The organism is Sphingopyxis yananensis (genome assembly GCF_020687785.1).
Lineage (GTDB): Bacteria > Pseudomonadota > Alphaproteobacteria > Sphingomonadales > Sphingomonadaceae > Sphingopyxis > Sphingopyxis yananensis.
This window is the reverse complement of record NZ_JAJEWI010000010.1, coordinates 365,051-391,409: the sequence shown is the minus strand read 5'-3', so window position 1 is coordinate 391,409 and position 26,359 is coordinate 365,051. Positions and strand designations below refer to the sequence as shown.

At 56.5% G+C, this 26,359-nt stretch carries 23 protein-coding genes and 2 tRNA genes; 12 read left to right on the top strand and 13 right to left on the bottom strand.

The genetic code is table 11. The features are described 5' to 3' along the window. Window positions 1–59 precede the first annotated feature (59 nt). The 5 genes from LKO31_RS13365 to LKO31_RS13345 all read left to right on the top strand — a co-directional run bounded on the left by LKO31_RS13365 (window position 60) and on the right by LKO31_RS13345 (window position 5,648). The gene (locus tag LKO31_RS13365) at window positions 60–1,589 is read left to right on the top strand and encodes an ABC transporter substrate-binding protein (protein ID WP_227691044.1); all 1,530 of its coding nucleotides are present in this window, start codon (window positions 60–62) and stop codon (window positions 1,587–1,589) included. Between the two features lie 39 nt (window positions 1,590–1,628). Continuing rightward, window positions 1,629–2,051 (top strand): DUF4112 domain-containing protein, encoded by a 423-nt coding sequence (locus LKO31_RS13360; protein WP_227691043.1) that lies wholly within the window; start codon window positions 1,629–1,631, stop codon window positions 2,049–2,051. A gap of 94 nt (window positions 2,052–2,145) precedes the next feature. After that, the gene (locus LKO31_RS13355; RefSeq protein ID WP_227691042.1) at window positions 2,146–4,260 is read left to right on the top strand and encodes a prolyl oligopeptidase family serine peptidase; all 2,115 of its coding nucleotides are present in this window, start codon (window positions 2,146–2,148) and stop codon (window positions 4,258–4,260) included. 165 nt (window positions 4,261–4,425) lie between these two features. Beyond that, complete coding sequence (locus tag LKO31_RS13350) at window positions 4,426–5,052, top strand: thermonuclease family protein (RefSeq protein WP_227691041.1); 627 nt, start codon at window positions 4,426–4,428, stop codon at window positions 5,050–5,052. 125 nt (window positions 5,053–5,177) lie between these two features. After that, the gene (locus LKO31_RS13345) at window positions 5,178–5,648 is read left to right on the top strand and encodes a hypothetical protein (protein ID WP_227691040.1); all 471 of its coding nucleotides are present in this window, start codon (window positions 5,178–5,180) and stop codon (window positions 5,646–5,648) included. 130 nt (window positions 5,649–5,778) lie between these two features. Here LKO31_RS13345 and LKO31_RS13340 read toward each other — a convergent pair whose 3' ends face one another. Then, entirely contained in the window at window positions 5,779–8,118 is a 2,340-nt protein-coding gene (locus LKO31_RS13340; protein WP_227691039.1) for a TonB-dependent receptor, read from the bottom strand. Between the two features lie 533 nt (window positions 8,119–8,651). After that, a tRNA-Tyr gene (locus LKO31_RS13335) sits at window positions 8,652–8,737 on the bottom strand. A gap of 79 nt (window positions 8,738–8,816) precedes the next feature. Here LKO31_RS13335 and rlmB point away from each other — a divergent pair. Next, a complete protein-coding gene (rlmB, locus tag LKO31_RS13330) occupies window positions 8,817–9,581 on the top strand; it encodes a 23S rRNA (guanosine(2251)-2'-O)-methyltransferase RlmB (protein WP_227691038.1) in 765 nt (254 codons plus the stop codon). Window positions 9,582–9,688: 107 nt separating this feature from the next. Here rlmB and LKO31_RS13325 read toward each other — a convergent pair whose 3' ends face one another. Beyond that, entirely contained in the window at window positions 9,689–10,006 is a 318-nt protein-coding gene (locus tag LKO31_RS13325; RefSeq protein ID WP_227691037.1) for a 2Fe-2S iron-sulfur cluster-binding protein, read from the bottom strand. 101 nt (window positions 10,007–10,107) lie between these two features. On the opposite strand from LKO31_RS13325, the gene LKO31_RS13320 reads away from it, so the two are divergent. Beyond that, window positions 10,108–10,725, top strand: a complete 618-nt coding sequence (locus tag LKO31_RS13320; protein ID WP_227691036.1) for a DNA-3-methyladenine glycosylase family protein — start codon at window positions 10,108–10,110, stop codon at window positions 10,723–10,725. A gap of 144 nt (window positions 10,726–10,869) precedes the next feature. On the opposite strand, the gene tig is transcribed toward LKO31_RS13320, so the two are convergent. Both tig and LKO31_RS13310 read right to left on the bottom strand, forming a co-directional pair. Next, entirely contained in the window at window positions 10,870–12,444 is a 1,575-nt protein-coding gene (gene tig / locus LKO31_RS13315) for a trigger factor (protein ID WP_227691256.1), read from the bottom strand. A gap of 101 nt (window positions 12,445–12,545) precedes the next feature. Further along, a tRNA-Leu gene (locus tag LKO31_RS13310) sits at window positions 12,546–12,630 on the bottom strand. A gap of 284 nt (window positions 12,631–12,914) precedes the next feature. Here LKO31_RS13310 and LKO31_RS13305 point away from each other — a divergent pair. Next, complete coding sequence (locus tag LKO31_RS13305; RefSeq protein WP_227691035.1) at window positions 12,915–13,133, top strand: hypothetical protein; 219 nt, start codon at window positions 12,915–12,917, stop codon at window positions 13,131–13,133. 164 nt (window positions 13,134–13,297) lie between these two features. Further along, on the top strand, window positions 13,298–15,070 hold the full coding sequence (locus tag LKO31_RS13300) for an amidohydrolase (RefSeq protein ID WP_227691034.1): 1,773 nt from the start codon (window positions 13,298–13,300) through the stop codon (window positions 15,068–15,070). Window positions 15,071–15,146: 76 nt separating this feature from the next. Here LKO31_RS13300 and LKO31_RS13295 read toward each other — a convergent pair whose 3' ends face one another. The 7 genes from LKO31_RS13295 to LKO31_RS13265 all read right to left on the bottom strand — a co-directional run bounded on the left by LKO31_RS13295 (window position 15,147) and on the right by LKO31_RS13265 (window position 22,767). Next, complete coding sequence (locus tag LKO31_RS13295) at window positions 15,147–15,638, bottom strand: hypothetical protein (protein WP_227691033.1); 492 nt, start codon at window positions 15,636–15,638, stop codon at window positions 15,147–15,149. A 171-nt stretch (window positions 15,639–15,809) separates the two neighbouring features. Then, complete coding sequence (locus LKO31_RS13290) at window positions 15,810–16,739, bottom strand: hypothetical protein (RefSeq protein WP_227691032.1); 930 nt, start codon at window positions 16,737–16,739, stop codon at window positions 15,810–15,812. Further along, window positions 16,736–17,323 (bottom strand): hypothetical protein, encoded by a 588-nt coding sequence (locus tag LKO31_RS13285; RefSeq protein ID WP_227691031.1) that lies wholly within the window; start codon window positions 17,321–17,323, stop codon window positions 16,736–16,738. Before LKO31_RS13285 ends, LKO31_RS13290 begins: the two co-directional genes overlap by 4 nt. 118 nt (window positions 17,324–17,441) lie before the next feature. Then, window positions 17,442–18,908, bottom strand: coding sequence for an Asp-tRNA(Asn)/Glu-tRNA(Gln) amidotransferase subunit GatB (gene gatB, locus LKO31_RS13280; protein ID WP_227691030.1), 1,467 nt, complete (start codon window positions 18,906–18,908; stop codon window positions 17,442–17,444). Window positions 18,909–19,009: 101 nt separating this feature from the next. Beyond that, on the bottom strand, window positions 19,010–20,488 hold the full coding sequence (gene gatA, locus LKO31_RS13275) for an Asp-tRNA(Asn)/Glu-tRNA(Gln) amidotransferase subunit GatA (protein ID WP_227691029.1): 1,479 nt from the start codon (window positions 20,486–20,488) through the stop codon (window positions 19,010–19,012). Further along, window positions 20,488–20,790 carry an Asp-tRNA(Asn)/Glu-tRNA(Gln) amidotransferase subunit GatC gene (gatC, locus tag LKO31_RS13270; RefSeq protein WP_227691028.1) on the bottom strand — a complete coding sequence of 101 codons (303 nt, stop codon included), beginning with the start codon at window positions 20,788–20,790 and terminating at the stop codon, window positions 20,488–20,490. The genes gatA and gatC overlap by 1 nt, the downstream gene beginning before the upstream one ends. Window positions 20,791–20,922: 132 nt before the next feature. Then, window positions 20,923–22,767, bottom strand: coding sequence for a DUF4153 domain-containing protein (locus LKO31_RS13265; protein WP_227691027.1), 1,845 nt, complete (start codon window positions 22,765–22,767; stop codon window positions 20,923–20,925). A 146-nt stretch (window positions 22,768–22,913) separates the two neighbouring features. Between LKO31_RS13265 and LKO31_RS13260 the strand changes: the two genes are divergently transcribed. Both LKO31_RS13260 and ruvX read left to right on the top strand, forming a co-directional pair. Beyond that, window positions 22,914–24,215, top strand: a complete 1,302-nt coding sequence (locus LKO31_RS13260) for a DUF3089 domain-containing protein (protein WP_227691026.1) — start codon at window positions 22,914–22,916, stop codon at window positions 24,213–24,215. Continuing rightward, on the top strand, window positions 24,212–24,670 hold the full coding sequence (ruvX, locus tag LKO31_RS13255) for a Holliday junction resolvase RuvX (RefSeq protein ID WP_227691025.1): 459 nt from the start codon (window positions 24,212–24,214) through the stop codon (window positions 24,668–24,670). Before LKO31_RS13260 ends, ruvX begins: the two co-directional genes overlap by 4 nt. Window positions 24,671–24,722: 52 nt before the next feature. Here ruvX and LKO31_RS13250 read toward each other — a convergent pair whose 3' ends face one another. Further along, window positions 24,723–25,748 (bottom strand): GGDEF domain-containing protein, encoded by a 1,026-nt coding sequence (locus tag LKO31_RS13250; protein ID WP_227691024.1) that lies wholly within the window; start codon window positions 25,746–25,748, stop codon window positions 24,723–24,725. A 277-nt stretch (window positions 25,749–26,025) separates the two neighbouring features. On the opposite strand from LKO31_RS13250, the gene LKO31_RS13245 reads away from it, so the two are divergent. Continuing rightward, the gene (locus LKO31_RS13245; protein ID WP_227691023.1) at window positions 26,026–26,355 is read left to right on the top strand and encodes a DUF1294 domain-containing protein; all 330 of its coding nucleotides are present in this window, start codon (window positions 26,026–26,028) and stop codon (window positions 26,353–26,355) included. Window positions 26,356–26,359 lie beyond the last annotated feature (4 nt).

Genomic DNA, 26,359 nt, shown 5'->3' with positions numbered 1-26,359 from the left:
TCATCACTAGAGCTTTTTTCCCAGCCTCCCTATGATATGCCCGTAATAAGGAGGCCACTTTGACCATCATCAGCACAGCAAGTCTGCAATCCCCCCTGCGTCTTGTTGGCGCAGCGGCGGCGATCTTGCTGTCAATTGGCGCTTGTTCGGTATTCGAAGCAGACGGTCCCGTCCGCATTGCCGCCATCGGGTCGCTGCAAATGGATGCCACGCCCACCAAGGGGCCTTTGTCCTTTGCCTCCGCCGCTTATTTGGATGCCACGGCGCAAGGCTTGATCAGCTTTGACGCCGATGGCCAGATTGAACCAGGCCTTGCGGAACGCTGGACTGTCACCACCGATGGACGCAGCTATATTTTCCGCATCCGCGAGGCCAAATGGCCCGACGGGCGTAAAGTGACGGCCCAGCATGTCGCAACGATTTTACAAGCCTATCTGCGCCCATCCAGCCGCCACCCCTTAAAAGATGATTTTTCCGAGGTCGAGGACATCCATGCCATGACCGACACGGTCTTGGAAATCCGCCTGCGCCTGCCCCAACCCTTATTGTTGGAATTATTGGCCCAGCCCAGCATGGTGATGATCGGACGCAGCACCGGCTGGGATCGCGGTTGGGGCCCGATGCGGGTCAAACCGCATGGCAAGGCGTTGATTTTTTACCCCGCGCCCGACCCGCTGGGCGAAGATGCCGATGCACCCAATCACCATAGCGCGGACAATGATAGCGCCCGCACAGTCGAAATGGTCGGCGTCACCGCGCCCCGCGCCTTGGCGCGCTTCAAAAACGGCTATGCAGAAGGTGTCATCGGCGGGCGCTTCTCGTCGCTCCCCTATTTCCACAGCAGCGGCATTGCCCGTTCGCGCTTGCTGGTGGACCCGACCTCCGGCCTCTTTGGCCTGAACTTTCAACAAGCCAATGGCTTTTGGTCCATCGCCGAACATCGCATGGCGCTGTCATCCATCATCCGCCGCGACCGCCTGATCGAGGCTTTTGGCATCACCGATTGGACCAGCCAAATCAGCCTGCGCCCCGCTGTGGCGGAACGCAGCGGCCTGCCGCCACCCGCGCTGCCCACTTGGGCGAGCGAAGATGACAGCGTCCGCCTTGGTCATATGCAGCGCCTGATCGCAGCGTGGACCGGTCTGGAACGCGACATCGCCCCCTTGCGCATCGCCCTGCCCGACAGCCCAGGGGCGACGATCTTATTCGGCTATATCGCCGCCGATCTGGCCCGCGCGGGCATTTCGCTTCAGCGCGTGGCCGCCAACGCCGCGCCCGACCTGACGTTGATCGACGAAGTCGCCCCCAATGACGACATCATCTGGCCGCTCCGCCGCCTGTCATGCCGCCGCGACACTTTGTGCAACACCGCCATTCACGATCATATCGCCTTGGCCAACAATGAAACCGATAATCTGCAACGCCTCACCCTGATCGCGGATGCCGAGGCGGATTTGCTGCGCGAAGCCTCTTTCATCCCGCTGGCGTCGCCGCTGCGTTGGTCGGTGGCAAATTTGCGCTTTACCGGTATCCGGCCCAATGCGCGCGCGCATCACCCATTGAATCGGATGATCGGCGAGCCCAAATAAGGGGTTCCGCACCCAGCGGTAGTCCTAGGATAAACAAAGATGGCGCAAATTCCGCCCCATGCAGACATGATGTTCGACGCCATGATGGCCAACAGCAAAGACCCCGCCGTCATTTTGAAACGGCTGGAATCGCTGGAATTTATTTTGGAACGCAGCTTCACCCTGCCCGGCGTCAATCGCGCAGTGGGCTTAGACGCCATCATCGGCCTAGTCCCTGTGATCGGCGATTTTATCTCGGCCGCCATTGGCAGCTATTTGGTATGGGAAGCCCGCAATTTGGGCCTGCCCAAATGGAAAATCGCCCGCATGATGGCCCATATCGGCATTGATACGGCGCTGGGCGCGGTGCCCTTCATCGGCGATGCCTTTGACGTCATCTATCGCTCCAACAGCCGCAATCTCAAGATCATCAAAAGCCATTTGCACAAGCACCACCCATCGACGGTGATCATCGATCAATAACGCAGCGCCAATTCGCCAAGCTAGGGCAAAAGCCTCTAGGCGGCAGATCATTTCATATGTTACCGCTTCATCAAATTTTTTTATGGAGATGTGAATGTTCCGCGCCGCTGCCGTCACTGCGCTTGCTCTATGTACCTCTGCGTTCAGCGTGGCACTTGCCACCCAGCCCAGCGCCGACAATTGGCTATGGCTAGAGGATATCGAAGGCAGCAAAGCCTTGGAATGGGTGGCCAAGGAAAATGCCGCCACCGACGCTTTGCTGCTCAATCGCCCCAATTTTGAAAGTGACCGCCAACGCGCCCAAGCGATTTTGGACGACGACCGGCAAATCGCCATGCCCGATCAGGTGATGGGCGACCAAATCACCAATTTCTGGCGCGACGCGAAAAACCCACGCGGCATTTGGCGGCAAAGCCCCTTGGCCGATTATCTGGCCGGCAACCCCAAATGGACCCCGTTGATCGACGTCGACGCGCTGGGCAAGAGCGAGGGGCAAAGCTGGGTCTGGCATGGGGCCGACTGCCTCGCCCCCGACTATCGCCGCTGCCTTGTCTCGCTCAGCCCCGGCGGCACCGACAGCGATGTCGTGCGCGAATGGGACCGCAGCACCAAATCCTTTGTCACCGACGGCTTTGTCGTGCCCCAAGCCAAAAGCAGCGTGGCATGGAAAGACGCCAATACGCTGCTGGTCGCCACCGATTATGGCGCGAACAGCATGACCAGCAGCGGCTATGCCCGCATCGTCAAACAATGGAACCGCGGCACGCCGCTGTCCGCCGCCAAATTGGTGGCAGAGGGTCAGGCCGACGATGTCCGCGTCTATCCCATCGCCCTCGAAGACAAGTCCAAACGCTGGTCGCTGATTGGCCGCGCGCCCAGCTTCTATAGCAATGACTATCGCATCTTGTCTGCCGATGGCCGCCGCTATCTGCCCATGAACCTGCCAGAAACGGCGGAAATTCAGGGCGTGCTGAACGGCCAAGCGATTGTCCTGCTGAACCAAGTCGACGGCGATTTGCCCCAAGGCGCGCTCGCCAGCATTTCGCTGGCCGATTTGGCCGCTGGCCGCCCTGCCAAATTGCAATTGGTCATGCAGCCCAGCGCCGCTCAAGCCATTGAACAAGTTTATACCAGCGACAATATTTTATGGGTCAAGGCGCTGGACGATGTCGAAGGCAAGCTATTCGCCATCAATCATGATGCGAAAACAGGCGAATGGCACAGCCGCCCTGTCCCCTTGGCCAACAATGCCACCGTGCAAATCGCGGGCGGCATCGCCAAAGACGACCGCATTTTCGCCACCAGCGAAACCATGCTCACCCCGCCCAGCCTTTATGCGGTGTCGCTGATCGACGCGCCGAAACTGGTCCAAAGCCTGCCCGCCACCTTTGACGCCAGCCAAATGACCGTGGACAAACGTTTTGCGGTGTCCAGCGACGGCACGAAAATCCCTTATTTTCTGGTGCGCAAAGCGTGCAGCACCGGCCCTGTGCCGACCTTGGTCCACGGCTATGGCGGCTTTCGCGCCGCCCAAACGCCAGGATATTTGACGGGCCAACCCTATCGCGCTGGCCCGCTGGGGCTGTTCTGGGTGGAGGATGGCAATGCCTATGTCCTCGCCAATTTGCGCGGCGGCGGCGAATATGGCCCCAAATGGCACGAAGCCGCGCTGCGCGAAAACCGCCAACGCAGCTTTGACGATCTGCACGCCATTTCCGAAGATCTGATCCGCACCGGTGTGACCAGCAAGGGCAAAATCGCCATTTCGGGCCGCTCCAACGGCGGCGTTTTGGTTGGCGCGGCCATGACCCAGCGCCCCGACCTTTATGGCGCCGTCATCTCCGGTTCGCCGCTCAAGGATATGCAGCGCTATCATAAATTGCTGGCGGGTGCGTCGTGGATGGCGGAATATGGCAACCCTGATGTGCCATCCGATTGGGCCTTTATGTCCAAATATTCGCCCTATCAGAACATCCGCCAAGGCGTGACCTATCCGCCAATCTTCCTCTATCTGTCCACCAAGGACGACCGCGTCCACCCTGGGCACGCCCGTAAATTTGCGGCGCGGCTTCAGGAATATGGCAACCACGTTTATTATCATGAATTCCTCGAGGGCGGACACAGCGTCGGCAGCGATAATGCCGAAGATGCTATTCGCGCCGCCATGCTGCACGGTTTCTTGCAACGGGAATTGACCGACAAAAAATAAACGCAGCCTTGCATCCCCCGCCCCCAGCGCCGCCACGCGGCCGATGGGGGCGGGACGATATACGCCCCCTTCCCGCTCCCTTCCCGCTCCCTTCCCCCCGCCCTCTTGCTTCCGTCCCGCAAATCGCGTTACGGAAAAGGCGACGGCTTTGGGGGAAGACGCGCTATGAACAATCGCCACAAGAAAGGATCGAAACGGTCCAACATCACCCCATTCCAATCCCCCCAGCGCCGCCACCAACGGCCACGCGGCAAACCCCGCCCGACCGAAAAGACCAGCCTTTTGCCCTCCTTGAAAAAAATAATCCTCCCCGCCGCCTTACTCGGCACATTTGTTGGACTCGCTTTGTCTCCGCAATATAATATCTCTGATATCATCGACGATTTGCGCCGCAAAAATGCGATCAATAGCTCGCAAAGCATCTCACAAGATGCGGCGTCCATTCCGACGGCGCGCCTGAACGGCATGCCCGATGTGGTGTGCCGCACTCCCCGCGTGACCGACGGCGACACGCTGCGCTGCGGCGACATCCGCATTCGCCTTCAGGGCATCGACAGTCCTGAAATGGGTGGCAAATGCCGCCCGGGCCGCGAATGTGTCGACGGCGACCCCATCGCCGCCAAAGAAAATCTGCGACGCCTTGTCTCTCGCGGGCCATTGGAATGCACAAAAAGCGATACCGATCGCTATGGCCGTATGGTGGCGCGCTGCGTGGTCGCCAAAGTGGACCTAAGTTGTGAACAGATACGCACAGGTCATGCCGTTCCACGCTATGCACGTATTGACTGTTAAACTGCTGCGACACTTCACCGATATTTAAAGATAAAATATCGTGTTTTGTGACAAAAATCACATCCACTCATGCTAGCATCACCAAATAAGATCATGATTATGCCCGCACAGAGATGGAGTAACCCATGCGTAAATTTATCGGCCTTGCGCTCTTGGCGCTGACCGCTTGCGGTTCAGCCGACACCAGCGAAACGACCCAAATTGGCGACACCACCCTCACCAATAACGAAGCCCAAGGCAGTTCGACCATCAAAAATGCTGACGGTTATCTGACCGCCACCGAAGGTGCCGCCAATGTCACATTCCCGGATATTGCTCCCCAATATCCCGGCTCCACCATCACTGGATCCATCGAATCTGCGGGCCAAGACAAACGCGTCAAAACCATGGTCAACCTAAGCACCACCGACAGTGTTGAAAAAGTCGGCGAATATTATCGCGGCGTTTTCAAAACCCACGGCCTCAACATCGGTATGAATATGGTCACGCCCGAAGCGGTCATGATAAATGCCGACAAAGACACCGCAAAGGTCAATGTCATGGCAGGCACCGAGGAAGGCAAGACCGTCATTTCCATGTCCTTCAGCGGCGTCTAACCGCCCCTGACCGTCCGTCCGCGACGATGGATCACAACATAATCCATCCATGGCAACAGCCATAAAAAAGGGTCCGTATCATATTCATGATACGGACCTTTTTTGATCGAACCGTTACCGGTTTACATCTTTAGAATTTCACACCCAAAGTGACACCATAGGTGCGCGGATGCAGATAATCCGCCACAATCAAACCGCCAAAGTTGCTGCCGAAATCAATGAAGTTGCTCGGTTTGTTTTCCTTGAACAAATTGCGGACGTAAAAGCTAATCTCCGCTTTCTGATTGGCCAATTGCAAATCGGAAAGCTTGGCCCGCATATTCACCAAAGTGCGCGCCTCTGTTTTGCTATTATGTGCGTTTTGATCAGACAGACCAGGTGTGCGCAGCGCAAAGGGGTAAGTGAAATAACCCGCCGTATAGTTTAGATCGGCATAGATATTGAATTTACCCCAATTGCCTTCGGCCACTTGCAAATCTGCGCCCAAAGCCGCTGTCACCTTTGGCGCATGCATGAATGCGCGATTGTCGCTCACATCCACGCCGCCATCAATATAATTTTTATATTTGGTGCTCAGCAGCGCCAAAGACCCATTGAGCATCAAGGCATCCACGGGGCGGAACATGGCTTCAAATTCCAAACCTTGCACGCGCGCCTTTGCCGCGTTGCGAACGATGGATTCCGTGCCAGTCTGGGCGCGGAAAATGCTTAACTGAATATCTTTGTGAATGTCATGGAAAGCCGCCACATTGAAAATCAAGCGATTATCCAATAATTTGGTCTTAATTCCCAATTCGTAACTATCCACGGTTTCTGCGTCATAAGGATCGCACAATTCCGTTGCACCAAATGGGCAGCCAGCGGGTGCAGCCGGATCATTTGCAACCGTGCTTTCACCGTTAAAGCCGCCGGATTTAAAGCCACGCGCAAAGCGGCCATAGACATTAATGTTCGACGACACTTCATAAGCCAAGGTGATCGCGGGTGAGAAATTGGAGAATTTCGCATCCGGCACATCGCCATAGCCGACATCAATAACCGTAACGGGCGACAAAATACCTTCGTTCGCGTTATAGTCCACCCGGAAGAAACGCTTCACATCCTTCACTTCACGCGTATAGCGCGCACCCAGCGACAGCTTCAGCGCGTCGGTCAGATTATAATCCAACTGCGAATAAAGCGCGAAAGCCTCGGTATGCGACCCCATATTCCCCGACAGGCGGGTCGATCCGCCAAAGAAGCTTTGCGGGTTGTCCGTTTCGCCCTTTTCCTTGAAATAAAAGGCACCCAGCACATATTTTAAACGGTCATTCAGCGCCGCGCCGGTCAGCTGCAATTCTTGGCTAAATGCATGATAATCGGTGTCGCGATTGGTATAGACCAACGGCAATGGCGTGCCGTCAATATCAATACCATCTTGCCAAGACAGGTCGCGATAAGCCGTGATCGATTTCAGCGTCGCATCACCGATTTCGGCGGTGACGGTCAAAGCATGGCCATAGCTGCGCGAGCGTTCATAAATGTCGCCATCAATGCTCAATTCGCGCTCACGCTTGTCCTTGATATATTTGTCGGCAGGATAAAAGCTCAGATAATTTGCGGAATTGGGATCGAAGATATCACCCGGCAAGCCATTTTGGTTGACGGCATATAGTTGTTGCGAGGGTGGGCGCTGGTTCGCCTTGTTATAATCAAAGGTATAATCTGCGGTCACCGCGTCGCTCAACTGCGCGCGGACCTGCACCATGAAACTGCCACTCTTGATATTGTCGGCGTCACGCACCTTGGCTGGCTCTGCACCCGCAACCCCAGCGATGGGATTGGGAACCACTTTATAAAACCCATCTTGCTTGTGGAATTGGCCTGAAATTTTGGCGCTAAAAATGCCCATTTGCGGCAAATCCAAAACGCCACGCAATTTCAGTTCATTAAAATTACCATAGCTGATTTCCGCGCGTCCACCCGCTTCGCCGCTGGGCTTTTTGGTCACCAAGCTCAAGGCCCCCGCAAGGGCGTTACGGCCATAAAGTGTGCCTTGCGGACCACGCAAAATCTCGACACGCTCCAAATCGGCAATGTCCATGAAGCTGCCTTGCGCCTTGGCGATATAAACACCGTCGATATAGATGCCGACAGCCGGTTCCCATGTGATCGCCGGATTATTGGTCACCGAACCGCGAATGGCGATTTGCGAAATGGTTTTGCTGGATGGCGCACGCTCGACCTTCACGTTCGGCGCGATATTTCCAATATGTTCAATAGAATCAATGCCACGCGATTCCAAATATTCGGTCCCGACAGCCGAAATCGCGATGGGTACTTGTTGGATATTTTCCGAACGCTTTTGCGCCGTCACAACAATATCGCCCAAGCCGCTAAAATTGCTCGTTTCATTTTCCTGAAAAGCCATTGCAGGCGCGGTCACCATCAACGCTGCCGCCATGGCCGTCGCAGACAATAATCCCCTCATAAATCTCTCTCCCTTTATGAATGCATCGTTGTTATTCCCCAATAGATACGCAAACATGTGAATGTTTCAACTACTATTAGGAATATCAGGAAGATTTCAGATTCCGATCTCCGCATATTATCATTCATGAAAATGGGGTCAGCCCACGCGCGGCTCGCTTCATGACAGGACATGCCACAAAATATTTTTTGACGATGCATCGGTGAAGCGCCGACAAAGAATCACAAAAACATCCTCACGAATCACATGGTTGTTGTGATTCTCGAATCGGAATGCCGCTCGTGGTGATTCTATTGTCGCGATGATCCGGTCCATGTCTTGATACAGCGGCTCTATACCGGAACAGCCGAGCAAGGCTGTGCCAACAATCCATAAATACCAAACGAGTGACCGGTACAGGCCCCAGAAATGATACAAAAGCATTTCGCTCAACGCAAAAGCGCGCTTTTTGGTCTCAAATAGGCCAAAATCATGTGGAATAGGGGGCAAAAGAAAACGGGGCGTAACAAGCTTTGTTGTTACGCCCCGCGGGGTGGTGGACAGGGCTGGATTCGAACCAGCGTACGGAAAACCGGGCAGATTTACAGTCTGCTGCCTTTAACCACTCGGCCACCTGTCCGTGGTGCCCCGCGGGGTGAGGCGCTATTGGCCTAGGAAGACTTGCCTGTCAACGCCAATCATGGAAAAGAAGCATTGATATGCGACAATATTCTAGACACAGCCGCCCCGAAGGTAAAAATCCCAAGGGCCAAGCCACTCGTTTCTGGGGTCGGCACGCCGTTTCGGCTGCTCTCGACAACCCTGACCGCCGCGTAAAGCGAATCTGGGGCACGCGCGACGCGCTGGCTCAGTTTGACCTGCCAGCGGGCATCCCCGTCTCTTTTGCCGAAGTAACGGACCTAGCGCGCCTTGTTGCCAAAGATTCGCCGCACCAAGGTGTGGTGATCGAGGTAGACCCGCTGGACCATCATTTTCTGGGGGATATTTTACAGCTAGAGGCGCTGGACAACAGCAAACGCCCATTGGTTATTTTGGACCAAGTCACCGACCCGCATAATATCGGCGCCGTGCTGCGTTCTGCGGCCGCCTTTGACGCCGCCGCCGTCATCACACAGGACCGCCACAGCCCGCCAGAAAGCGGTGTCATCGCGCGGGCCGCCTGCGGAGCATTGGAAACCGTGCCTTGGGTGCGCGTCGTCAACCTCAGCCGCGCGCTCGAGGAAATCGCCGAAGCCCAATATTGGCGCATCGCGCTGGACGGCGAAGCCACCCAAACGCTGGGCGCAACATTGGACGGCAGCAAGGTCGCCTTGGTGCTGGGCAGCGAAGGCGACGGCCTGCGCCATAATGTCATCGAACATTGCGACGTTTTGGCAAAATTGCCGATGTCGGACCGTATGGAAAGCCTGAACATTTCCAACGCCGCTGCCATCGCCCTTTATGCCGTGGCGACCGCTTCTTAATCATCCTTGGAAATCACCCAACAAAAAAGGCTCTTTCCCATATGCGGGACAGAGCCTTTTTTTTCACCGACCACCCCCTGCCCAATCCGGCACGGGGAATGTGCCAATCAATCTTCTTCGGCAATACGCACGCGAAGACCGTCCAAGGCGTCCGAAAATTGAATCTGGCACGACAGGCGCGATGTTTCATCGCGGGTCGATGTCGAATCGAGCAGATCATTTTCGTCTTCGCTCATCGCTGCCAACTCGGCACCTTCAGGCGCGTCCACATGCACATGGCAGGTCGCGCAAGAACAGCAACCACCGCACAGCGCCAGCAATTCATCAAAACCCGCATCGCGGATATTTTCCATCACCGTCAGGCTGGTATCGCCTTCAATTTCATGTTCCGCGCCATCACGGGTTACGACAATCAACTTGGCCATCTTAGTCCCCAAAAATCTTAGCTGACGCTCCTATGTCCCGCGTTGCAAATCAAATCAAGCATTGCTATCACCGAAACGCAGAACAAAAGGGGAATATCACAATGTCCCTCACCTCGGACGATATCACACAAGCGCTCAACAGCCTGTCTGAACATGATGAACGGCTGGCCACGGCCCTAGCCAGCGCAGGTTACCCCGAACCGCGCATCCAAAAACCGGGCTATCGCACGATGATGAAGACGATTGTCGGGCAACAAGTCAGCATTGCCGCCGCCAACAGCATTTGGAACAAGCTAGAGGCGCATGTGGGGCCAGATTGCGATCCCGCTGTCATCTTGGCCAGCGACGCGGCCCAGCTACGCGCCTGCGGGCTCAGTGCCCAAAAACAAAGCTATGCGCACAGCCTTGCCGAACTGGTGATCAACGGCATCATCGATTTCGCGAATCTTCCTGCGGATGACGAAGAAGCCATCGCCCTCCTCACGCAAATTCGCGGCATTGGCCGCTGGAGCGCGGAGATTTATCTGATGTTTGCCGAGGGACGCCCCAATATTTGGCCTGCTGGCGATTTGGCCGTTCAGGAATCGGTGGGCCGTATTTTCGCCCTGCCCGAACGGCCCAAAGAAAAACTCACACGATCCCTTGGCGAACAATGGCGCCCTCATCGCAGCAGCGCCGCACTCTTTTGTTGGCACTATCGCCACGTCACCCCGCTATAGCGGCCATAGGGATGGGTGCTGAAGGGCGCAGCCGCAACGCTCCAGCACCCCCGTTGCCTCCCCCTCTCCAACAGCGCCAAACACAAAAAAGGCCGGAGAAGCATTTGCTTCCCAAGCCTTTTTTAGCAGCTTAGCGCAAAAGGATTATTCCTTCGGAGCAGCTTTCTTGGCTGCAGACTTCTTAGCGGGCTTCTTTTCCGCCACATCGCCTTCAGCTTCGTCCTTCTTTGCCGCAGCCTTTTTGGCAGCGGGCTTTTTGGCCGGTGCTTCTTCTGCTGCGTCGTCAGCCTTGGCTTCCTTCTTGGCAGCCGGCTTCTTCGCCGCAGCCTTTTTGGCAGGCTTTTCGTCATGGCTATGGTCATGACCGCAACCAGGGCCATGCACATGACCGTCTTCGTCTTCGATGGCGGCTTCCAGCACGTCGCGCGTTACTTCGCGGTCGGTGATGTCAGCTTTTTCGAACAAGAAGTCGACGACCTTGTCTTCATACAAAGGCGCACGCAATTGTGCCGCTGCCAAAGCGTCTTGCTGGATATATTCCACGAAACGCTGACGGTCTTCCGGACGATATTGCTGCGCGGCTTGCATCACCAAACGCTGCATTTCTTGCTGGTTAACCTGCACGTCGTTGGCTTGGCCGATTTCCGACAGCAACAGACCCAAGCGAACGCGGCGAACAGCGATCGAACGATATTCTTCGCGGTCCTTTTCCAGATCAGCCTGAGCAGCCTCTACATCGGCTTCACGGGCCGCTTCTTGCTGCAACTGGGCCCAAATCTGGTTGAACTCAGCTTCTACCATCGAAGGCGGAACGTCAAAGTCATGCGCGTCGGCCAGTTGATCCAGCAACTTGCGCTTCATGAAAGTGCGCGTCAGGCCATTATGTTCCTGCTCGATCTGGTCCTTCATGATTTCCTTCAGCTTGTCGAGGCTGTCGAGGCCCAGCGACTTTGCGAATTCATCATCAATAACCGTTTCGGCAGCAACCTTGATCGCCTTGACGGTGATCGCAAATTCCGCGGCTTGGCCCTTCAGATCTTCGACGGGATAATCGTCGGGGAAGGTCACGTTCAGAACTTTTTCGTCGCCCAGCTTCACGCCGACCAACTGATCTTCAAAACCGGGGATCAATTGACCCGAACCGATTTCAACAGCCATGTCTTCGCCGGTGCCGCCGTCAAATGCCACGCCGCCAACGCTGCCAGCAAAGTCGATGATCACTTGATCACCGGCTGCGGCTTTCTTGGTCTTGGGTGCATCTTCGAAACGCTTCATTTGCGAAGCAAATTCTTCGATCTTGGCCATCACAGCCGCATCGTCGGTGGCGATGGTCAGGCGTTCCAGCTTCAAACCTTCAATCGAAGGCGTTTCAATCTGTGGCAATACTTCCAGCGCAACGGTGATCACGGCATCTTTGCCACGCTCATAACCGTCAGCCAGCGTTACACCAGGCTGTACAGCGGGCCGCAGCTTATATTCTGCAACCACATCGCGCACGCCTTGGTCGATGGCTTTGTTCAGCGCATCAGCCGACATGGCTTCGCCATGCATTTTGCGGATCAGATTGGCGGGAACCTTGCCAGGGCGGAAGCCCGGCATACGCACCTGCGGCGCAACAGCCTTCACTTCATCATCAACGCGTGCTTCGATTTCAGCCGCAGTGATGGTCAGGCTATATTCGCGCTTCAGGCCTTCGTTCAGCGTTTCGACGGTCTTCATTGCCTTGGTCATGTCCTTGCTCAAAATCTTCTTCTTAAAAAGACTTGGCCGCTTCCGGCTCAAATCCTTCCATCCATCGGCCTAGGCGCGCCTATTCCTGTTGGTGCGGGCGAAGGGACTCGAACCCCCACATCTCACGATACTGGTACCTAAAACCAGCGCGTCTACCAATTCCGCCACGCCCGCGCGCGCCAACAGCCAATGTGCATGAAGCCATGCGCTATACCGCACATGCCCATGCGGGCCGCGCGGGGCTATAGCAGACATAGTAAGGAGGGCAAGTCAGGAAAAACAAGTCCGTTGTGCCTAGGCGCGCTTTTCTATCGCCAAAATCATCCGGAACATTGCACTCAGGACAAGCGTTTTATGGAACTGGGCCGGTGGACCTTCGCTTCCATGGTCGATCGCACACGGCACACCCGCCAATATCAGCCTGCAAAGTGCCCACAAAGAAAGGCGTAAATTTCGTCATGAACCAGATTATAACCGCCGCCACACAGCCTGTCCGATCCCCCGATCCGGCCGTAAAACCGGACATCATCACACCCCAGTCGCCGCCCGAAACCCCGCCGAGACCATCCCCTGCCGAACATCCCGCGCACCGCCCCGTGGAACTTCCTGGCAAACCGGGCGGCAACGACATGGACGAACCCGGCAAGGCCCCGCACGAACTGCCGCATCAGCTTTAACGCTCCCTCCCCTATGCTTGGGTCGGCCAGCATGTAACGACAGCGCTTGTTGTCATGGCCTAATCACCCGCGCCCCCGATGGCCCAACCACGGCCAAGCTTGACCCCCTTCACCCGATCCGCCACCCTTCCCCCGATATAAATATAAGGCGGGAGAATGACCGGATGACACAGGCTAGCCATAGCAAATATGCCGCAATCAGCCCAAATCGCGCAAAATATGCGCGCCTTTTTGGGCTATGCTCGGCGGCCAGCATCTTATGCATCCCAGCCTATGCACTGGCCGAAACCACCACCTATCGCGGCGGCCCCATCATCACCATGGATAGCGATCAACCGCAATTGGTCGAAACGGTGATCGTGCGCGATGGCCAGATCATCTATGCCGGACCCAAGGCGAAGGCCCCAAAGATCAAGGACAAAGACCAGCGCGTCTATGATTTGGCTGGCAAAACCATGCTGCCGGGCTTTATCGACGCCCATTCTCATTTTTCGGCAGCCATCCACACCAGCCGAGGATTGGACCTGTGGAATAAAAATCTGCCGCCCGTCCATAATATGGCGGCCCTACAAGATGCTATCCGCACCTACCTAGCCTCCCCAGCCAATAGCCCAGCAACCAGCGAATGGGTGATGGTCTGGCAATATGACCCCGAAATTTTGACCGAAAAACGCCATATCACTCGCGCAGAATTGGACGCTTTGTCTCCCAACCATCCCTTGGTGGTGATGCATGTCTCTCTGCACGGCGCGGTCGCCAACAGCGCCGCCTTGGCCGCTGCAGGCATCACAGACGCCAGCACCGCCCCAGCAGGCGGAATTATGGGCCGTGATGCCGATGGCAAATTAAACGGTCTATTGCTGGAAACAGCAATGTTCGCCTTGATCGCCAAATCCCCCAAAGCCAGTGACCAAGATAATCTGAATGGGCTGGAGGCGGCCCAACAACGCTATTTCGCCGAAGGCTATACCCACGCCCAAGACGGCGCGACCCAGCCGCCTGATCTGGCCTTTTTGACCAGCGATGCCGCCCGCCAGCGCATCAAAATCGACTTGGCCCTACTGCCTTTTGCATCGCAATTGAGCAATTTGCTGGTGCGTGACGATCTGAAATTTGGCGAATATCAGGGGCATATCAAACTTCAGGGGATTAAATTCGTCCTCGACGGGTCACCGCAAGCCCGTACCGCTTTTTTCACCCAAGATTATGCGCGCGGCAGCCCCGAAGGCCATCACCCATGGCATGGCGCGCCCGTCACCTCTGCCGCGGATTTCACCGCAGCCGCCAAAAAAGTCATGGATCGCGGCTGGCAATTGTTCGTTCACGCCAATGGCGATGCCGCCATTGATATGGCGATCAGCGGATTTGACCAATTGGGCCTGCGCGCCGCCGATAATCGCCGGCCCATCATTATCCACTCGCAATTTCAACGCAAAGACCAGCTTCCCGCCTATGTCCGCCTTGGCGTTGGCCCGTCCTATTTTTCCAACCATACTTATTATTGGGCCGATATTCACCGCAGCAACTTCCCAGCCGAAACCGTCGACTTCATCAGCCCGCTAAAATCGGCGGCGGCGCTTGGCCTCCACACCTCCAATCACAGCGATTATAGCGTCACCCCGCTCGACACGCGCTTCATGCTATGGTCCAGCATGGCCCGCCGCTCGATCAGCGGCGTTGTCAGCGGCGCTGACGAACGGTTGACCGCCTACCAAGCCTTACAAGCCCTCACCACCGGCCCCGCATGGCAAATATTCGAAGAAAATCGCAAAGGCCGCATCAAAGCCGGCCTCTTGGCCGATTTCGTTATCCTCGACCGCAACCCCCTCGACACGCCGACCGAGGATATCAAATCGATCAAAGTGCTGGAAACCATCAAAGAAGGGCGCAGCATGTGGTCCGCCCCCGCCGACACAGCATCGGATCAAGGCCTATAAACGACGAAAAACATTATGACAAAGGGCGCCGCTCATCACAGCGCGCCCTTTGTCCTATCGCATCTTGGGGACTGTCTTAACCGTGGCAAAAGCGCACAAAGCGTTGCACCGCACCGCGCCCTTGCGGACTGCCATCCAGCACATGCTCGCCGCTGGTCGTCTGGACGGTCAACCGGCCAGCTTGTGCAAAGGCCGCAATCAACGGATCGCCAGAGGATATTTCGGTTGATGTAAACTGCGCTTCGTCGATTTCCGCATAATATTCGCTTTGTCCGGCCAATTGCTTGCTGGCCGCGCCAGCCTTCAAGCCAATGGATCGCAAATCCTTGGGTCCACCGTTTACATTCACAAAAATGCGCTGCCCGCCCTCTTCGCACACCATCGACAAAAGCTGACTGTCCGTTTCCGGCACTTCATAAGCCAAAATCGCGTCCGACACGCGCCCTTCATTGACGCGCAAAGCCCAGTCAAACCCTTGGGCATGGGATGCCATGGCCGATGCGCCGGTCATCGAAATGCCTGTGACGAAGATCATCATCATGTGACGCATATGGATATTCAACCTCATTCCCCTTCATCATAGCACCGCCCAGCCATTGCCCCAGCATAGCCAACCAAGGCTGTGATAAACAACACATCTCAACAGGCGAACGAAAGCGCGGAACGTATCCATGCATATAAAAAAACCGGCGGTGGACGAAATCCACCGCCGGTTTTCCCAAACTTGTTTCTTACTTGGTTAGGGCTGCGTCGAAACCTGCTCTGTCACTTCCTCTTCGCCCGCCTTCCCTGCGTCGGTGGTGGTCACAGCGTCAGCGGCGGTGCGCGGCGGCGCATTCGCCGCCATCATCCCTGCTGCCATCTGGCCGGTTTTCGCATCGATGACCTTGTCGCGATCATAGGCCAACACCCCCGCAACGGCGGGCATCCGGCCAACGGTTCCGCGAAAGAAATTATCAAATTTCCCGCTTGCGTGAAATTCCGCCTGAACATGTGGCAAAGCCTGCAACGACGCGGGCAAATCATAATTCACCGCCGCCATATCCACAGCGGCCGCCGCCGATTGCCCTGCCGATGCGGCAACAGCAAAGAAATTCCCAATGTTGGTAATAACGCCCGGCTTCACGTCAAACGCCACAGACCCCATGCAATAGCAGGTGCCCATGCTCCCCTCTGGCCCTGTCCACAGCGGCCCGTGATAGACATAACGACCCGGCTTCATCTTGGTCAAATAGCTAAAGCTTCGCGGTGTGGCGCTTTTGTTATAAATTGACGTATAACCAAAGGTCACCGCATTCCGCGCTTCAATGGGTTCGATCGAGAAATTCTCGGCCGTCGGCTCAATCGGCCTGTCCGGTACTTTCGCTTTGGTCTGCTCCGCCGCCGCCTTTTTACTTTCCCAACTCGCCAATTTGCTAGGATATTTTTTTTGGACACGGGCCAATTGCTTCGCCCATTCCTCTTCATATTGCACGACATCATCGGCCTCGGGCATACGCAGCAAAGTGCCCATTTGTCGCTCCGGTCCGGTCACGAAAACATATCCGCTATCCGTCTCGATCACGGCCTGTCCCGATAGGATTTTGGCCTCTCCAATCGGCTGGGCAAATGCCATGGTCGGTATGGCCACGCAGGCCAGCGCAGCAGCGCGCCAAAATAGGCGGGTCATGGCAGCAACTCCTTAGTTTCGGGTTTGGGGCCAGATGCCACCAGCGCCTGCTTCATCAAAAAGCCCGTGCGCTTTTCATCCTTCACACGGCCAAGGCCTTCTTCAAAATGAAAGGCCTGCCACCGCTCGCGTTCCATGCCGTAACGCGAATATCCTTTATACTCCATGCATTGGCGGACATTGTTTCGGCGTATTTTTCGCCGCTCCGCAGAACCGAATACGGCATCCGCAAACAAAGACCCCAAAGCACCGCCAGCCGCGCCAGCAACGCCATATTGCATCGCATAATAGCTGGTCATACCAGCATCCCCACCGCCATAAAAATTGCTTCCGCTCGACAGCGCGTCACATTCGCTGATGTCATGAAATGCAGTGGAAAAATCAGTGTCAGCGCGGTGGAAATAGAAATATTTATCATATCCCAAGGCGATTTCGGGCGTTTCATCAAAACGCGTATCGGGCCGTTCCAACGCCGCCACTTCTGCTTCGGTAAATTGGCGCGCTGGTTCCGGCGCCTTAATCGCCTGCGCCCCCGCAGACATCGGAAACGCACACAGCGCCCCCGCAAGCAATATATATTTCAAAGTCCATCCCCCCGTGTATTACACAGGGAAATATTAAGTTAACAATATAGTCTTGCCAAGCATATTTACTCAGCAAGACTATATCGGTTTTATTGCATAAACTTAATCAAGACACTTCTTAACCAAGCGCCTTTTTCAACAGTTCATTGACCACCTGTGGGTTGGCCTTGCCCTGCATCGCCTTCATGGTTTGGCCAACAAAGAAGCCAAACAAGGCTTCTTTGCCGCCCTTATATTGTTCCACCTTGTCGGCATTGGCCGCCAAGACCTTGGCAATTTCGGCCTCAATCGCGCCTGTGTCGCTATTCTGCTTCAGGCCCTTTTCATCGACGATCTTGGCCGCACCGTCGCCGGTTTCCAGCATGATCTCAAAGACCTGCTTGGCGATGCTGCCCGAAATTGTGCCATCCGCCACCAGACCCAGCAACTCCGCTGCTTCGGCGGGGCTAACGGGGCTGTCGCTGATGTCGCGGCCCAAGCGATTGAGCGCGCCGAACAATTCGCTGGCCACCCAATTGGCCGCTGCCACAGGTTTTGCGCCTGCATCCAGCAAGGCGTCAAACCAGCGGGCACTTTCCACTTCGGCGGTCAACACAGCGGCATTATAGGCCGAAATGCCCAAGCCCAAATAGCGGTCACGCTTGGCGTCCGGCAATTCTGGCAAGCTGTCACGGCACGCCGCAACAAATTCGTCGCTCAGGTTCAATGGCAGCAAATCGGGGTCGGGGAAGTAACGGTAATCATGCGCATCTTCTTTGCTGCGCATGGTCCGTGTGGTGCCCGTATCGGGGTTGAACAGGCGCGTTTCCTGATCGACCTTGCCGCCCGCTTCCAACACTTCCACCTGACGATGCGCCTCATGTTCAATGGCCTGCATCACAAAGCGAACCGAGTTCACATTTTTGGTTTCGGTGCGGGTGCCTAGCGGGTCACCGGCCTTGCGAACCGACACGTTCACGTCGGCACGCATCGACCCTTCTTCCATATTGCCATCGCACGACCCGACATAGCGCAGGATCGCCCGCAGCTTGCGCAAATAGGCCCCAGCCTCGGCAGGCGAAGCCATGTCCGGACGCGACACAATTTCCATCAAGGCCACGCCCGACCGGTTCAGGTCGACATAGCTCATGGTTGGGTGCTGATCGTGCATCAACTTGCCCGCATCTTGTTCGACGTGGATGCGTTCAACGCCGATCACCTTATTGGCGGCAATACCAGCCTTTTCATCGGCCTCGATCTCCAGCGTACCTTCACCCACAATCGGATGATAAAGCTGGGAAATCTGATAACCCTGCGGCAAATCGGCATAGAAATAATTCTTGCGATCGAAACGCGAATATTTGTTAATCTGCGCGTTAATCGCCATGCCGGTCCGCACCGCTTGGCGGATGCATTCCATGTTCGGCGTGGGCAACATGCCCGGCATCGCCGCATCCACAAGGCTCACTTGCGTGTTAGGCTCTGCGCCAAAGGCGGTCGCCGCGCCCGAAAAAAGCTTGGCGTTTGATGTGACCTGTGCGTGGACTTCCAGGCCGATCACGACCTCCCACTCACCCGTTTCACCCTTGATCCGATAATCGCTCATATCAGTGCTTCTGCCATGTCATGCGGTCCATATGGGCGACGCCCATAACCGCAACAATATATGCCATTGGGTTGCTCATCGCTGCTGCGATCATCCCCATCTTACCACCATTTCGCAGGCTTGGCGGTAAAGCCAGCGCGCTGTTCAATAGCCAGACCCGCATTTAACACGCCTTGCTCATCAAAAGGCTTGCCGATGATATGCAGACCCAATGGCAGGCCTTCTTTGGTGATGGCGGCGGGAACCGACATGGCGGGCAAACCAGCAAGGCTGGCGGGCACCGAGAACACATCGTTCAAATACATTTCCAACGGATCGGTATTTTTCTCACCCAAGCCAAAGGCCGCCGACGGGGCGGTTGGCGTCAAAATCACGTCGCATTGCTCAAAGGCTTTCATGAAATCTTGCGAAATCAAGGTGCGAACCTTTTGGGCCTGCGTGTAATATGCGTCATAGAAACCGGCCGACAACACATAGGTGCCGATCATGATACGGCGCTTGACCTCGGGGCCGAAACCGGCCGCGCGGGTTGCCGCATACATGTCTTGCAAACCAGCGCCTTCGGGCAAGTCGCGCAAACCATAGCGCACGCCGTCATAACGCGCGAGGTTCGACGAGGCTTCGGCAGGGGCGATGATATAATAAGCGCCCAAGGCATATTTGGTGTGCGGCAGGCTGATGCTGACAACCTCTGCGCCCGCATCTTTCAGCATGGCGACGCCCGCTTCCCACATCGCATCGACTTCGGCATCAATGCCTTCGATGCGATATTCCTTGGGAATGCCGACCTTCTTACCCTTGAGGTCGCCCGACAAAGCGGCTTCCCAATTGGGCACAGGCAGGTCCAGACTGGTGCCGTCCTTGGCATCAAAACCAGCCATATTTTCCAGCAAGATCGCACAGTCGCGCACGTCTTGCGCCATCGGACCAGCTTGGTCCAGCGACGAAGCAAAGGCCACAATGCCCCAGCGCGAGCAGCGACCATAGGTCGGCTTAATGCCCGAAATGCCCGTGAAGGCCGCTGGCTGGCGGATCGAACCGCCGGTATCGGTGCCGGTCGCCGCAGGGCATAGACGCGCTGCAATGGCGGCGGACGAACCGCCCGACGAACCACCGGGGGCCAAGGCCGTATCGCTGCCAGTGCGGCGCCACGGCGAAATCACATTGCCAAAGGCGCTGGTTTCGTTCGACGAACCCATGGCAAATTGGTCCAGGTTCAGCTTGCCGAGCATCCCTGCGCCCGCATCCCATAATTTCTGGGAAACGCTGCTTTCATAGGGCGGCACAAAGCCTTCCAAAATTTTGCTGGCGGCGGTGGTCTGCACGCCCTTGGTGGCGAACAAATCCTTCATGCCCAAGGGCACGCCCGACAAGGGCTTCAACGTGCCAGCCGCACGGTCCGCGTCAGCTTGGCGCGCGGCGGCCAAGGCCAATTCCGGCGTTTCCACGATAAACGCGTTCAGCGCCTTGGCGTTCGCCACATTGGCATTAAACGCCTCTGCCACTTCGACAGCGGTAAATTCCCCCGCACGGTGGCCGTCGCGAATGCCAGCGACTGTTAAATTCGTTAAATCGGTCATTATTCGATTACCTTTGGCACACCGAAAAAGCCGTGCTGCGCGGCGGGCGCATTGGCCAAAATATCGTCGCGGCGGTTGCCACCAATTAACGGGTCCGCATTCACCACATCGTCGCGCAAGCGCAAGACATTGGGAATAACCGCCGTCATCGGTTCCACGCCCGTCACATCCACTTCACTAAGTTGTTCAACCCAGTTCAGAATGTTGTTCAATTCACCTTCCATCGCTGTCGCTTCGTCATCGCTGATTGCGATGCGCGACAGGGATGCGATTTTCTTCACAGTTGCCTGATCGATTGCCATTTTGTCCTGCCTTTGCGGGAGATAGAGCGCCGCTAGCACCCTGACCCGCCTTCATCAAGTTTCGATACACATCATCGAACGCGAATCCGCCCAAAAATGCCTGTTCAACGCTTTATGCATTGCTATTCGCGCCTATTCGAACAGTTGCTGGGCCGTCCCATCCACCAACAATTGCTTTCTGGTCACCGTTTCCAAGCGAATATCCGCCGTTTTCAAATCCGGCTGCTTATCGGACGCCCTGCCCGGCTCTTGAAAGTCCGCGCGCCACGCCCCCGCTTCATTTTTGACATAGGATTGCTGCGTCACACTATGCCCCTCGCCATATTGCGACAGGATAATCGCCTGATTGTCCGCCACAATATAGGCCGCACACATATAGCTGCTCTCGCACACGCGATCGGATTTCAGCTTGGCCACCAACCCATCGGGCATCGCGGCGCCATCGGGCAAGATGCGCATACGCTGTTCCAGCGGGGTGGATGTCACCGCCTTCACTTCATTGCGGCTGCTCCAACGATTATCCGCCGCCAGCGCCGCTTTGGCGGATTGCCCCCACGCCCCCTTCGGCCCAGCCTTGCCATCCACCATCTGCTGCAACATCGTGCGGCCAGTCGGACCATAATCAAAGGCCATGGCCGTCCAGTCAAATTCCTCGGCACTGACCGTTCCGCTTTTCAGACGCGCCACTTGGCTGCGCGCCGACACCCCGCCAAAATCCACCAAGGGCAGTGCCAGCAACGCCGCCAGCACCATCACCTTAATCGCCAATATCTGTTGCAACGGGCGGAGCACCGCTGCAAATCCCGCCCGCCCACGCGCCACCGCATAAACGCCAATAACGCCATATCCCAGCGCCACCAGCACCGCCACCGCGCCCCACAAACGCTCGGGCGTCCAGCCATATTGGCCAATGCGCATCAGCATCGCCGCCGCCGCAATCACCGCAAAGGGCAACACCGCCGCCGCCAGCACCGCCGCGCAATATAGCAAAATCGGGTTTCGCGCGCTGTCTTCGGCCACATTACCGATCACCGCATTGGCCAGCAGCACCGCTGCCACAGCGGCCAGCAACATCATGACTGACGCGGAAAAGCCCGATGCCCATAATGGACCCAATCCCGTGCCCAACAACGACAATAGGAACATCACCGCCGCCACCGCCAACACGGGTGCCAGCACCGACAAGGTCACCATCACCAACCGCTGCATCACCGATACCAAACGGTCGCGCTCCCGCAGCAAGCCCACAGCCCCGCCAAATCCCGCGCCCGCCAGCGGCGCAATAAACCAGCCTTCTTCCATCAACTTCGAGATGAATTTGATGCCGATGGTGTTGAACATGCCGCCAATCAACAGCAACAACAACAAAGTGATACCCGCAAACACCACGCCCGCCGCGCCAATCACCGCATCATTCCACGCATGATTGTGCAGCCGTGCATAGGGCAATTGCCACAATTTCCAATATCGCCTATCCGCCGCCACATCGCGCCGCGTCTGGAAAAATGGTGTCGCAATCAGCGCCGCCAAAATGGCCGAAAACACCGGCCAAGCTCCATAGTGGCCGTCATGGGCATATCCCGCGATGCGCCACATAATAAAGCCAATCACCGCGCCCCAAAACAGCGAAAATCCTGCCGCCCATGTCCAACGGCGGCGCTCGACACCCAGCGCAAAACTCAGACTGGATACCGCAACAAAGGCCGCCAACCCCGCTGTCACCGCGCTGTTGCGGGCGGTAAATGTGCCTTCGACCAAGTGATAAAAGGCCAGCCCCGCCACCGCGCAAATGGCGGCCAAAATCCATGGCCGCATCGGCCATGCGTCATCCGCATCATCTAGCCGCGCCGCCTCAAAACCGCTCATTTTTGGCCAAGCATGTCCAGTCCGGCCACCAGCCTGATCGCCAGTCCGCCCCGCTAGTTTATCCACGGGGCCAGTCACGCCAACAGCGGAATTTTCTGTCTGATCTGTCATGGCGACATTGCAAAGCAAATCGCCTCACCGCGCAAGCCCAATCTATCGCACGCAAAAAATGCACCCCCGCCCTCGACTTTCCAAAGCATAGGGGGCTACAGAAGCGCCATTGCTTTTCGCTTGATTATTTTGCTTGGGAGCGCGCGTTGGCCCGCAAATTTCTTTACCTCATCGCTGCGATCATTTTCCTCATTCTTGGCGCCGCCATGGTCTATCAGCTTTTCCCAGGCTGGCTGGCGCGCACCGCGCTGGTGCCCTCGACCGAATTTGTCGAACAAGAAGCCCCCAAGCCTAACGCCTATGACAATGCCATTTTGTGGCTGGCCAAGCCGGGCATGACGGACAACCCTGCCGACTGGCGCCCCACCCCCGCCGACGCCGAAGGGGACGCCGCCAACGCCGCCGCCCCTACGGATGGCGAACAAGGGGCGAGCACCGCCGCCACGCCGCCCAGCAAAACGCCGCCGCTCACTGACCCGCATAATAGCAACATTCCCTTGCCCCCCGCTGGCCCAGCAGCCGTCTTCTTCGTCCATCCGACCAGCTATTACAGCCGCTCGTCATGGAACGCCCCCTTGGCCGACCGCGATGCCGACCACCGCGCCAATTTGTTCGTGCGCGGCATGGCCAGCGCCTTTGCGGATGCAGGGGAAACATGGGCTCCGCGCTATCGCCAAGCGACCATGGGGGCCTTTTTGGCCAAAGATCGCGTGAATGCCGACAAGGCCATCGCCGCCGCCTATCTGGACATTGAACAAGCCTTTGACGCCTTTTTGGCGGGCATAGACCCCCATAAGCCGATCATCCTTGTCGGCCATAGTCAAGGCGCGCTGCACCTCATCACCTTGCTCAACAAACGCATCGCAGGAACCCCGCTCACCAAGCGCATCGCGGCGGTTTACGCCATTGGCTGGCCGATCAGCATCGAAACCGATCTGCCCAAGCTGGGCATGCCCGCCTGCCAAACACCCGAAGAAAAAGGCTGTGTCATCAGCTATCTGACCTTTGCGGAACCCGCAGACCCAACCATGGTGCTGGATGCTTATGACAGCACGATCGGCCTTGACGGACGCCCGCGCAATGGATCGGCCATGCTGTGCAGCAATCCGATCACGGGTATTCCCGACACTGTGGCGGATGCCAGCCAAAATATCGGCACGCTGAAACCCAGTCAGGATTTTCGTTCCGGCCAATTGTTCGTCGGAAAAATCGGCGCGCGCTGCGACGCGAACACCGGCTTGTTGCTGATCGGCGACGCCCATATCGCCAAAGACTATGTCGTCTCCGGCTATGTATTGCCGGGCAATAATTATCATGTCTATGATATCACGCTATTTTGGTCGAACCTGCGCGCCGACGCCCTGCGCCGCCTCGACACTTTCCTAAAATCCGCCCCCAAGGCCCCCGCCCGTAAAGCAGATGCCCGCAAAGTGACCGCTCGCCCATGATTACCTCGTCCGCGCTCGATTTTTACGACGCCCTGCCCGATGGTGGCCGCCTTGCGGGGCTGGACGTCGGCACCAAGACCATCGGCGTTGCTTATTGCGACGCGGGTTGGGCCTTTGCGACGCCGGATAAAACGATCATCCGCAAAAAATTCACCGTCGATCTGGCGATCCTGCGCGAACGTATCGTCCAAGAAAAAATCGCCGGTTTGGTCATCGGCCTGCCGCTGAACATGGACGGCACCGACAGCCCGCGCACCCAAAGCACACGGGCCTTTGCCAAAAATTGCGAAGTGCTGGGTTTGCCGATTTTAATGTGGGACGAACGCTGGTCCACGGCTGCCGTCGAACGGGCGATGATCGCCGCCGACATCAGCCGCGCCAAACGCGCCGAACGCGTCGACAGCGCCGCCGCTGCCTTCATCTTGCAAGGCGCGCTTGACGCGATGGTCGGATAGATCATGATATTATGCACATAGGGGGCCAACGCCTTTGCCCCCTACGCAACCTCTATGACCGCGCGGCCTTTCGGGCATGTTTGTCCAAATACATCGCCGCATCCGCACGGCGCAGCAAATCTTCGGGCTCACACCCATCCATATCCGCATGGACAATACCAATGCTGGCCCCGGGGTAATCCAGACGGACCGTTCCCAGATCAAACTGTCCTTTGATCAAATCGGCCAAACGATCATGCAATTGGGCCATATGCGGATGCGGGTCGCCATCTTGCGGTCCGCCCATCGCCACCACGACAAACTCGTCGCCGCCCAACCGGCCAACCAGATCATGGCTTCTGATACCCTTGGCCAGTCGCAGACCCACTCGGACCAAAAAGGCATCGCCAATTTCATGCCCATATTGGTCATTAATTTGCTTGAACCCATCCAAATCAATGAAGGCGACATAGACGGAACGTTCTTCGCGCTGGGCCAACGCCACCAGCCGCTTTAACTCCATCAAAATCAAGCGGCGGTTGGGCAGATCTGTCAACGGATCGCGATAGGATTGCGCCTGCAACAACAAATTGGTTTGACGCAATTCTTCGATCAATTTCTCGCGCTGAACATATTGCTGGATCAGCGCCCCGAACAAGGACACTGTCCCTTGCCCTTCCGCGCTGAGCTGGCACACTTCATCGCTGGCGGCACATAAGGTTCCAAATAATATGCCATCTTCATAATAAATGGGCGTCGACACATAGGTGCAAATGCCCAAGGCTCGGGCGGCTTCGCTATCACCCCAGCATTGGCTGGCATCATCCGTAAACGCTTGTCCCTGCTCCAAAGCACGGCGGCAGAGCGTATCTTCCCATGGCACGCTCAACCCTTCGGGTATTTCCATGGTCTGGCTGTTCAACGAAAATAGAATTTCTTGCTGTGCCGCGTCATGATGCACCTGTGTCAGATACACGCTGTGCAACTGGGTGACGCGCTGAAGCAGGACCAATAAAGGCCGCACCAACTGCTCAATATTTTCAGCCTCAACCAGCGTCGCTGATAATAAGCCTACAAATTTATCCGAATCCACGCTCATAAATTACATCAACATTCATGATCAACGACTTAACTAGCCAGTCTAGTCTAGCCGATGGGATTTGCCAGCACCGGAATCACAAAGATTAATCCGTCCCTCGCTTATAAATCCTTTCTGCGAGCGCTATGGCCCTTGGGCGTACGCATTCTGCGGCGCTATCCGGCCATCATCATGGCGGCATCCATCACGTCGGGCATAAGCATGGGCGCAAAGATGAGCGGGGCAAAATCACCTGCGCATTGCCACACACGCTTTTTTCCAACATAGAAATCCAACCATGAACAATAATATCATTCTCTACTGGTTCGCGATCCTCAGCGCCGCCGCTTTTTTCGGCATGTGGTTCGATAAACAACGTGCCTTATCCGGCAAAAGCCGCATGTCCGAACGCGGATTGCTGCGCATCATGGCGCTGGGCGGCGCATTGGGCGGCTTGTTGGCGTCGCATCTGTTTCGCCACAAAACCCAGAAACAACCGTTTCGCGGCACGATGATTTTCCTATGTGTCCTTCAAGTCGGTGCGCTGATCTGGTGGTTCTTCATCGCCGAACCTGTTGTGCCCGCCGAAACACTGGCAAGCCTTGCAGGAATCGCAATCTCGGCCTAAAGGC

Bases quoted from the DNA above. Each gene is read 5' to 3' on its own strand.
- LKO31_RS13360 (WP_227691043.1), top strand. From the start codon at position 1,629: ATGGCGCAAATTCCGCCCCATGCAGACATGATGTTCGACGCCATGATG.
- LKO31_RS13355 (WP_227691042.1), top strand. From the start codon at position 2,146: ATGTTCCGCGCCGCTGCCGTCACTGCGCTTGCTCTATGTACCTCTGCG.
- LKO31_RS13350 (WP_227691041.1), top strand. From the start codon at position 4,426: ATGAACAATCGCCACAAGAAAGGATCGAAACGGTCCAACATCACCCCA.
- LKO31_RS13345 (WP_227691040.1), top strand. From the start codon at position 5,178: ATGCGTAAATTTATCGGCCTTGCGCTCTTGGCGCTGACCGCTTGCGGT.
- LKO31_RS13340 (WP_227691039.1), bottom strand. From the start codon at position 8,118: ATGAGGGGATTATTGTCTGCGACGGCCATGGCGGCAGCGTTGATGGTG.
- rlmB (WP_227691038.1), top strand. From the start codon at position 8,817: ATGCGACAATATTCTAGACACAGCCGCCCCGAAGGTAAAAATCCCAAG.
- LKO31_RS13325 (WP_227691037.1), bottom strand. From the start codon at position 10,006: ATGGCCAAGTTGATTGTCGTAACCCGTGATGGCGCGGAACATGAAATT.
- LKO31_RS13320 (WP_227691036.1), top strand. From the start codon at position 10,108: ATGTCCCTCACCTCGGACGATATCACACAAGCGCTCAACAGCCTGTCT.
- tig (WP_227691256.1), bottom strand. From the start codon at position 12,444: ATGAAGACCGTCGAAACGCTGAACGAAGGCCTGAAGCGCGAATATAGC.
- LKO31_RS13305 (WP_227691035.1), top strand. From the start codon at position 12,915: ATGAACCAGATTATAACCGCCGCCACACAGCCTGTCCGATCCCCCGAT.
- LKO31_RS13300 (WP_227691034.1), top strand. From the start codon at position 13,298: ATGACACAGGCTAGCCATAGCAAATATGCCGCAATCAGCCCAAATCGC.
- LKO31_RS13295 (WP_227691033.1), bottom strand. From the start codon at position 15,638: ATGAGGTTGAATATCCATATGCGTCACATGATGATGATCTTCGTCACA.
- LKO31_RS13290 (WP_227691032.1), bottom strand. From the start codon at position 16,739: ATGACCCGCCTATTTTGGCGCGCTGCTGCGCTGGCCTGCGTGGCCATA.
- gatB (WP_227691030.1), bottom strand. From the start codon at position 18,908: ATGAGCGATTATCGGATCAAGGGTGAAACGGGTGAGTGGGAGGTCGTG.
- gatA (WP_227691029.1), bottom strand. From the start codon at position 20,488: ATGACCGATTTAACGAATTTAACAGTCGCTGGCATTCGCGACGGCCAC.
- gatC (WP_227691028.1), bottom strand. From the start codon at position 20,790: ATGGCAATCGATCAGGCAACTGTGAAGAAAATCGCATCCCTGTCGCGC.
- LKO31_RS13265 (WP_227691027.1), bottom strand. From the start codon at position 22,767: ATGACAGATCAGACAGAAAATTCCGCTGTTGGCGTGACTGGCCCCGTG.
- ruvX (WP_227691025.1), top strand. From the start codon at position 24,212: ATGATTACCTCGTCCGCGCTCGATTTTTACGACGCCCTGCCCGATGGT.
- LKO31_RS13250 (WP_227691024.1), bottom strand. From the start codon at position 25,748: ATGAGCGTGGATTCGGATAAATTTGTAGGCTTATTATCAGCGACGCTG.
- LKO31_RS13245 (WP_227691023.1), top strand. From the start codon at position 26,026: ATGAACAATAATATCATTCTCTACTGGTTCGCGATCCTCAGCGCCGCC.